We start from the raw sequence: 8,039 nt of genomic DNA, 5'->3' as shown, positions 1-8,039 counted from the left end.
AGCGCACGCTCGGCGACGCCGTGCGTGCGCGAAGCTGGTATCGAGAGTTCCGTGAAATTGTCCTGATGTGTGTCGTCTACAACATCAAGCGTGCCGTCAAGTAGTAAAATCAAGCGCCGTATAGCGATTCACCACGGCCTTCTCCTTCTAAACTGAAACATGAAACAGAGCTATGTCCTCAACCAAGTACGTCAACGTAGACAGAACACTGGAAAACCTGAAACATGAAGTCGACTCGGAGAACTTTGAAGCCGTAAAAAGCTTTGTTGATCACTGTGCCGCGGAAGGAATCAGTGAGGTCCAACAGGATCGTTTAGCTTGGTCCTGGAAGACAATGCTGGTCAAATATGCTCCCAAGCACTTCCAGGTCAGAAACGCGTCTGAAACCGATTTAAAGACTTTGATGGCCCGAGTCAACAGAAGTGACTACGCTGACTCTACCAAAGTAAAGTTCAAGACCGCTGTCAAAAATACTATAGAATCGAAAACGGCGGACACGAACAGCCCGATAAAACCCGGTTTTTCAACGTTGGAAAGGAGAGTTCCTCGGTCACTCGAGAAGACCTGTTTACCGAAAAAGAGTTGAAACGTTTGTTCCGATCTTTTTCGAACGTCCGTGACCGGGCGTTTACCTTGATGCTCTACGAATCCGGGGCACGTCCCGGCGAACTACTTCAAACCAATATAGGAGATTTCATGAGTAATGGGAAAGGCGACTTCATCTCACTACAAGGCTTGAAAGGAACTCCGGACCGAACCAACCAGTTAGTACGTTCAGGGAGAACTCTTCGAGAATACCTTATGCAACATCCACTCGGCGGAGAACTCGGAAGTATAGATGATCCAAGTGCTCCTCTCTTCGTTAAAACCGAACAACAAGAATGTCTTCACTGCAGAGAACTTCCGCAAAACCATTCGGAGAGCCATGAGTACGAACCTGATCTAAGGGACCGGATGAACTACTCGAGCTACTACAGACGTTTCAAAGCGGCGTGTGAGAAAGCCGGGCTACCGAAAAACAAGACCAAACCCTACAACCTACGTCATACTCGTTTAACCGAGGTTGCAACGTTCATGGGCTACGAACAACTCAACAAGTTCGCCGGATGGAAACCTGGAAGCGATCGTGCGAAAGTCTATGTGCATCTGAACAACGACGATGTGAACAAGGCGATCCGAGAAGAGTACGGCCTCAACAATGGCGAAGACGAAGAAAAGAATATCAAGTGTGGTTTCTGCAACGCCGAGAACAAACCAGGTCACACCGAGTGTCGGAACTGTGGAAGAATACTCTCGTTGAAACAGGAGGCAGAGCAGAAAGAAAAACAGAGGATTCTAGAACGTCTTAGGAAGCTTGAAGAGAAAGGGGTACTGGATAAGTTACCGGATCTAAAACATAGGGATTGACGAGTTATTCTTCATTTTCTTCCACCCACCAGATCTTCTCTCTTCTATTTTTCTCCCATTTTTCTCCTTCGATACTCTCTGCCTCTCTAAGTCTTTTGGCTATATGATGTCTAGTTCGGTCATCAAACTTTTCGTTATAATATTTATGTATTGTAGAAGTGGTTGGGGCTTTTCCCTGCTCAGAAAGTTCCTGTAAAATCTCTTCAACACGTCTGATTCCATCATTCTTCGATACCTTATCGACAAATGAAGACTGTTTCCAACAGGCTCTCCAAGCACTCGAGGTATACAGTGAGTTGAATTTAGAAGTATTCGAACTGTAAAGTTCCCAGGCCTTTCTGACTTCCTGTGGCGGATCTCGGTTTTTATCATAAAGAGATTCAGTGTATCTAGCGGTAGTATCCAGAAACTCTATAGCTTCTTTCCCGGTCTCGGTAAGCTCTAACCTCTGAAAAGGCTCTAGAACATCCTGTCTTGCTAAATCTGCAAGAACCCTTGAGACATCAGTTCTATGACCATCGAGCTGTTCAAAGATATCTACGTTTACAACGGAATCCTCTTCAAGCAGATCAACAATCTGGTCTGTGAGTGTATGTACGGTACCGGTATGAGAGTAGTCTTCCGGATCAGGCTCTAAAACACGGTAGTCGTTGGTTCCTCCCGGATAATATGATTTCCTCCATTTTATAGCGGAGCTCTCTTCTAGTCTTGATACTATCTGAGGAACATGGGCGGGATCTAGATCCTGTTCTTCTGCTATAGATGTTACCCTAGGGAAATCATCAACACCGATCTGGTACAAAACTTTCGACCTGTTCAAAGGAGATCTATTGTCTGTACCGCTCGATGTGGATCCTAAGATATGTCTCATTGACTCAATGTTCTCTGATTCTGTAACATATTTGAGATGGTATGATAAAACCGGTTGGACATCCTTACCAAAATCCGAGGCAGAGTAAGCTACAGGATTTTTTGTACCGAGACTTCCTGTGTCGGTGATCACAGCCTTTGTGACAAGCCCTATATCTTCGAAACTGTTCCTACAGTAATCGCGAGGTGTACTCTCCCCGAAGTCATCAGTTCCAATCATTTTCCTAACCCGATCATACAGATCTTGAGATCTCAACGGTTCATCGTTTAACGCGAGACCGGTAACAGACTTGGTCTCCAGATTTAGAACACCATTTACCAGACCAGAGTAAGCGTCCAAAGATGTATCCGGATATTCTGGGTTCTCAACGGCCGTCCATTCCATTGTGCAATGAAATAATGGTCTGAAATTAAATCTATATGACTACAGTACTACAACCGTGCCAAATCCTGTTAGTATTACCACGCAGGCCGGAAGCATGCTTGCCCGGTGTTTTATTGTGGTGTGCGGTAACACTACAAGTGACGGAGACAGACGCCAACAACAGGAAACAAGGTACGGAGCCAAGTTCCATTAAAGCCTCGAGAAACGTGTTGGATTGAACCGGTCGAAAAACCGGTTGTCAGGATACGTGATATGTTGTTGTCTTGGTAAGGACGAGAGCCCGGGTTCAAATCCCGGCCTAGGCTCTTATCATTTTGTTGATAGCTCCAACCACAAGCACCGACTGGGCCGTCGGATCTCCCTCTAACAGACAGAGCGATTGTTAGTGAGATTTGGCATATTCATTTGCTGTGTGCAGCTGAGTACACCCGCCACCTGGGAGTTTCCTGCGTGCGCGTACTGAAGAAGAACTCTGACGAGGAATCCAGTATTTTCCAGAAATGCCAACCATACGACGACGCTAATATAGGATCACCCTTTCAGTTTTCCTATCACGACACTCAGCGTGGCGAGCGGCCCGCTGAGGATCAGTCCTACCAAGACAGCTACCAGCACAAAATTCACTTCTTCCGCGAATGGTGGCGCGATTGTGGCTCCTATCGGGATGAGGAGAACACTGACGACCGGAGCGATTGCTCCATACGCGAGGAGTTTTCGTTGTCTCGGAGCGAACCGGATTCCGTCGTTACCACGTTGTGGGATCAACAGTCCAACCGCTAACACGACGAAGCCCGCTAACACGTACAGTCCAAACACCACGATTGCTAACCCTTCCGCAAAACCGCTGTCGCTTTGGGGCATAGCAAAGAAAATTGTGGCAAACCAGGCGACACTCCCGAGGATCACGATCGTTCCGACTGCTGCGATCCCGAGCTGAAGAGATGCGCGTATCGATCGAGGGGCGATCTTTCCGAGAGAGTTAACGACACTCTTCATGAGTATAATTGAACGAGAAAACGGATAACATAGCTGCCTATTCTTCATTCCCGAGAGTTTGACACTTCGTATAAGTGGGGTGAGATCGCGTCTACCGTATGACTCTCAGGCAATCCCACCGGACATTACTCATGTTCGGTGCCGTTGCCGTATTCAGCCTCCTTATCGGGTTTGTTCTCGGGGGATACGTTTCCGCTCCTGAAGAGCCGGAGGTGTCACCTGAGCCCACTGCCTTTACCGCAGAGTCGTCGCTCTACGACGAACGTATCGTTCACACGTTCACTCCGAAAGTGGACCAGCTTCTGGAATATCGGGTTTCCTATCACGTCCAATCGAAGCCCGGACCCTCGATCGAAACCGTCGAGAACCGTACGGAGAGCCTCTCGTCGGATACTCCGCTCGTCATCGAAATCGAAAATCGTGAACCCGATACCGAATACTGGGTCGATATCCGAATATTCGACGAGTTCGATCGACTGGTTTTCGACGCACGAATCAGCGTCGGCAGGTAATGGGAAAGGCGGTGACGATCCCTCCTGATACGGATTTCAGCGGCTTCGGTACGACAGCGGCGTGAGTGGGATAAACCTGCTCAATCAGAAATCGGTCATCGCCGGAGTGATCCGGAGCCGACCGTGAAACGGCTGATGACGAGACCGACATAACGCTGTGTTCCTCCACGGAGAGAATCACTGTAGCAGGTTATCGCGCTGCGAGTCGTGTATGTTACCAGTGACAGAGGGATGACTACTTCACTTTCGCGCTGGCAGATCGGGACGACGATTGCAATCCTCGTCCTGTCGATCGTTTCGACGCTCCTCGGCCTCTTCCGCTCGGGCCACTACAGGGATCACCCGGATTTCCTCACGGCACTGTACATGCAGGATCTCACGATCCTGGCCGTCGGCGTGCCGGTGCTGGCGCTCGGACTCTGGTTGGCAGCCCGCGGCTCGCTTCGCGGATACGTGATCTGGCTCGGAGCGCTCGCCTACATGACTTACATGTGGGCAACGTTCGCGTTTTCGGTCGCGTGGAACGAGTTCTTCCTCGGCTACGTCGTCCTGTTCGGACTCTCGCTGTTCGCGCTCATCAGCGGCTTCGCCGGTATCGACGAAGATCGAGTCTACCGCGAGGTCCACGGTCGCGTCTCGCCCGTCGTCTACAGCGGGTTCCTCTGGGTGATCGCATTCGGCCTCGCGCTGTTGTGGTTAGGGGATCTGGTGCCACCATTGATAGAAGGGACTTCACCCACGATCGTTGACGAGCTCGGTGAACAGGCGACGGTCAGCCACGCGATCGATCTCGCTGTCGTGGTCCCGGCACTGGCGATCGCCGGCTACTGGCTCTGGCAGCGACGTCCGTGGGGATACGTCGTCGGTGGCGTCGTTCTCCTGCTCGGCGCGCTGCTCACCCCGTCGATCACGGGAATGACCGTTGTGCTGGTCCTAGAGGGCGAGATCACCGTCTCGGTGTGGGTAATCGTGTTCACGATGCTTCCGCTCGTCATCGCGGCGGCGCTGGCAATCAGCTACCTGCTGGCGTTTGGTGGAAAGATATCACCTCAACCGACCGGCGGAATACAGGCGACTGATGAACCAGATCCGTAGGCGTTCACCTCGGGTCACCATGTGATTGGACACGAAGATACCGGAACCGGTTCACCTCCTAAGACACCTGGTGAACGGCGAAGGGAAGTGATAAGGGATGCAGCTCTCGATATCCGCCATCCCTTTATTGTCGTTGCGAGGGTAGTAACCTGAGATTCCCCATGGCAACATTCCTCGTGGTCTATGGAACTGGTGAGGGACAGACGGAGAAAGTTGCAACTCGAATCGGTGACGTACTCGTCGACCGCGGGCATGAAGCCACGACAGTGGACGCGAACGAGGTCTCTCCGGATTTCACCATCGACGACTTCGACGCGGTCCTCGTCGGCGCGTCCATTCACGCCGGCAAGCACCAATCGTCTGTCCGTGAGTTCGTCACAGCTACCCGCGACTCACTGGCGACGAAACCAACCGCCTTCTTCCAGGTATCGCTGTCGTCCGCCGACGAGGGCGGGGAATCCCAGGCGGCTGGCTACGTCGAGGAGTTCATCGAGACCACTGACTGGCATCCCGATCGAATCGGCCTGTTCGGTGGCGCGTTGCGCTATACGCAATACGGTTTCTTGAAGCGATTGGTCATGAAACAGATCGCCAGGCGGAACGTGACCGAGATGCCCGACGCAGACTCGGCGGGGGACATCGAATTCACGGATTAGGACGAGGTCGAGGCGTTTGCCGCCGACGTTGCCGCGTTTGCCGAAGGCCGTCTCGGTATCACACCTCCTGCTGCTGACGACCACGCAGGACTCGAATGACCGAGCAACGTGACACGATCGAACCGTTCCCGATACTGCGGCGAGGAACTGTTGACGCGATGCGCATGGCTGGCCGACGAAGCGTCATTCACGGACTCGTCGAGTTCGACGTCACCGAAGCCCGCCGGCGTATTCACGAGCGAGAGGAGAGAACGGGCGAAAAACTCTCGTTCACCGCGTTTCTCGTGCATTGTCTGGCTCGAGCCCTCGACGATCATCGCCACATCAACGCCTACCGTGACTGGCGGGGACGGATTATCCAGTTCGACGATGTGGATGTGATGGTTCTCATCGAGGTTGGTATCGGTGGCAACCGAATCGGCATTCCGCACGTCATCAGAGCGGCGAATCGCCAGTCACTGCAGTCTATTCACGACGAGATTCGGACAGTCCAGACGGATCCAGGCGAACGACAGCAGTCCGGGTTTGCCTCATTGGCCTTTCGCCTCCCCGGGCCTGTCCGGCGGCTGTTCTTTCGGCTCCCGCAGTGGTTTCCTCGACGCTGGAAACGAATCGCAGGCACTGTCGCGGTGAGTTCAGTCGGGATGTTCGGAACCGGAAGTGGGTGGGGAATCACGCCGACGAACTACACGCTTCAACTCACGGTTGGCGGGATCGGCCAGAAGCCGGGAGTCGTAAACGGCGAGATCGAACCCCGCGAGTATCTGTCACTCACGGCGACGTTCGACCACGACGTCGTTGACGGCGCACCGGCAACTCGGTTCGTTCAACGGTTGAAGGAGCTGATCGAAGAGCCAGCGGCACTACCGTGATTCGCCACAATTGGCCTCCCGACCTCGCTGCTTGTGTGGCCAGGCTGGCCGCTCTCGAATCGGAGGTGGATTTTCATTCCAGATCACGTTCCCATCTGCGTACCTCGTACGGGAGTAGTAGGAACTGGATGAGATTCCAGTATCCGAAGAGCAGGGCCAGTATGGCGATCCAGGCGAGGCTCAATTCTGCAACGTAGAGGGGACTACCTGCAGAGTCCGCTAACTGCGTAGTGCGAAAGACCGTTGGTGGCCCAACGAAAACGATGATGAAGGCGATCCAGTTCCCCACTCGGGAAGATTTGAACGTCATCGAATCCCGGTCGGCAGGGCCGTTCTCGAAGGCACGAAGCGCTTCGTTGAGCGAACGAGTGACAACGATCACGGTCACAGCGAGCATACTGAAGGCGATGGTGGAGATAATTCGAGGAAGAAACGGTTCCTGAAGGAGTGACAGGACGAGTACGGTGGAGAAATACGCGACGATGATCTGTGCACCACGAATGGTTAGTGCCTCCATTTCACGGCTATAGAACTCGTACTCTTTCCACCCCGATTCCAGGTAGTACATCGTTCCGAGGAAGACCAGACCGATCATGGTCGCCGAGATCGTGGCCAGCAGCCGCCAGAATTCGGGTTCGATCACTGTGATTCACACCAGAGGGGTATGTTACACCCACTACAGGGAAATACAGACAGGTACTCGACGTCATCAGTCGTTGATGAGACCACGTACGAGAGGCCGGACGGTGCAACTATATTCTTGTATTCAGAGGTATTGCCGGTCGGGGAAATTCGAGTCGGGCGAGATAAAAATGAACGGCGGCCAACCCGAGGTTGATCACACCCCATGGGCCGGAGAGGACGAGTCCAAGTTGGAAACAGCCGCCGACGAGGTTGGCGACTGTCACGGTGCGACCGCGCCACAGAATGGCCACCGCGATCCCCGCTTCCAAGAGGATCACCGCCGGGAGTAATACTCCGAGGTTGGGAACGACGACCGCTAGCCACAGCTCCCGGTACGTCGTCACGAGTGCCATGTCGGCGAACACCAGGTACAGATCCGGCGTTACCAAAGCGAAGTAGCCGTGAACCAGCGCACCTACTGCATAGAGCAACCCAAGGACGATCCTGAGCACATCTAGTTGGGGCGATCCAGAAGCGGTTAGTGACACCCGATCAGGTTGCACGATTCGTACTATGGGTATTTACTGTGCCACCTTTGATTACACGACCGGTTGTATCTGAA

At 52.9% G+C, this 8,039-nt stretch carries 9 protein-coding genes and 2 pseudogenes; 7 read left to right on the top strand and 4 right to left on the bottom strand.

Translation table 11 applies throughout. The annotated features are described in order from the left end of the window. The 3 genes and pseudogenes from EA473_RS17125 to EA473_RS17120 form a co-directional block, all read left to right on the top strand. A pseudogene (locus EA473_RS17125) lies at positions 1–104 on the top strand (IS5/IS1182 family transposase); the annotation flags it as partial. A gap of 68 nt (positions 105–172) precedes the next feature. After that, positions 173–586 carry a hypothetical protein gene (locus tag EA473_RS22605; protein WP_207890209.1) on the top strand — a complete coding sequence of 138 codons (414 nt, stop codon included), beginning with the start codon at positions 173–175 and terminating at the stop codon, positions 584–586. Continuing rightward, a complete protein-coding gene (locus EA473_RS17120; protein ID WP_341538999.1) occupies positions 583–1,407 on the top strand; it encodes a tyrosine-type recombinase/integrase in 825 nt (274 codons plus the stop codon). Before EA473_RS22605 ends, EA473_RS17120 begins: the two co-directional genes overlap by 4 nt. 4 nt (positions 1,408–1,411) lie before the next feature. Here EA473_RS17120 and EA473_RS17115 read toward each other — a convergent pair whose 3' ends face one another. Continuing rightward, positions 1,412–2,662, bottom strand: a complete 1,251-nt coding sequence (locus EA473_RS17115) for a hypothetical protein (protein ID WP_124196860.1) — start codon at positions 2,660–2,662, stop codon at positions 1,412–1,414. 531 nt (positions 2,663–3,193) lie between these two features. Then, the gene (locus EA473_RS17110; protein WP_124196859.1) at positions 3,194–3,658 is read right to left on the bottom strand and encodes a hypothetical protein; all 465 of its coding nucleotides are present in this window, start codon (positions 3,656–3,658) and stop codon (positions 3,194–3,196) included. A 131-nt stretch (positions 3,659–3,789) separates the two neighbouring features. On the opposite strand from EA473_RS17110, the gene EA473_RS17105 reads away from it, so the two are divergent. The 4 genes and pseudogenes from EA473_RS17105 (at position 3,790) to EA473_RS17090 (ending at position 6,793) form a co-directional block, all read left to right on the top strand. Then, complete coding sequence (locus EA473_RS17105; protein ID WP_124196858.1) at positions 3,790–4,170, top strand: hypothetical protein; 381 nt, start codon at positions 3,790–3,792, stop codon at positions 4,168–4,170. A gap of 231 nt (positions 4,171–4,401) precedes the next feature. Continuing rightward, the gene (locus EA473_RS17100) at positions 4,402–5,265 is read left to right on the top strand and encodes a hypothetical protein (protein WP_124196857.1); all 864 of its coding nucleotides are present in this window, start codon (positions 4,402–4,404) and stop codon (positions 5,263–5,265) included. A 161-nt stretch (positions 5,266–5,426) separates the two neighbouring features. After that, a pseudogene (locus tag EA473_RS17095) lies at positions 5,427–6,020 on the top strand (flavodoxin domain-containing protein). Then, on the top strand, positions 6,017–6,793 hold the full coding sequence (locus tag EA473_RS17090) for a 2-oxo acid dehydrogenase subunit E2 (RefSeq protein WP_124196856.1): 777 nt from the start codon (positions 6,017–6,019) through the stop codon (positions 6,791–6,793). The pseudogene EA473_RS17095 and the gene EA473_RS17090 overlap by 4 nt, the downstream one beginning before the upstream one ends. A gap of 73 nt (positions 6,794–6,866) precedes the next feature. Here EA473_RS17090 and EA473_RS17085 read toward each other — a convergent pair whose 3' ends face one another. Continuing rightward, positions 6,867–7,436: a hypothetical protein gene (locus EA473_RS17085; protein WP_124196855.1), complete on the bottom strand. Its 570-nt coding sequence runs from the start codon at positions 7,434–7,436 to the stop codon at positions 6,867–6,869. Positions 7,437–7,545: 109 nt separating this feature from the next. After that, a complete protein-coding gene (locus EA473_RS17080; RefSeq protein ID WP_124196854.1) occupies positions 7,546–7,929 on the bottom strand; it encodes a hypothetical protein in 384 nt (127 codons plus the stop codon). Between the last annotated feature and the right edge of the window lie 110 nt (positions 7,930–8,039).

Source organism: Natrarchaeobius chitinivorans (genome assembly GCF_003841505.1).
GTDB classification, from domain to species: Archaea; Halobacteriota; Halobacteria; order Halobacteriales; family Natrialbaceae; genus Natrarchaeobius; species Natrarchaeobius chitinivorans.
This window is presented reverse-complemented; position numbering and strand designations above follow the sequence as displayed.

Bases quoted from the DNA above. Each gene is read 5' to 3' on its own strand.
- EA473_RS17115 (WP_124196860.1), bottom strand. From the start codon at position 2,662: ATGGAATGGACGGCCGTTGAGAACCCAGAATATCCGGATACATCTTTG.
- EA473_RS22605 (WP_207890209.1), top strand. From the start codon at position 173: ATGTCCTCAACCAAGTACGTCAACGTAGACAGAACACTGGAAAACCTG.
- EA473_RS17110 (WP_124196859.1), bottom strand. From the start codon at position 3,658: ATGAAGAGTGTCGTTAACTCTCTCGGAAAGATCGCCCCTCGATCGATA.
- EA473_RS17090 (WP_124196856.1), top strand. From the start codon at position 6,017: ATGACCGAGCAACGTGACACGATCGAACCGTTCCCGATACTGCGGCGA.
- EA473_RS17105 (WP_124196858.1), top strand. From the start codon at position 3,790: ATGTTCGGTGCCGTTGCCGTATTCAGCCTCCTTATCGGGTTTGTTCTC.
- EA473_RS17100 (WP_124196857.1), top strand. From the start codon at position 4,402: ATGACTACTTCACTTTCGCGCTGGCAGATCGGGACGACGATTGCAATC.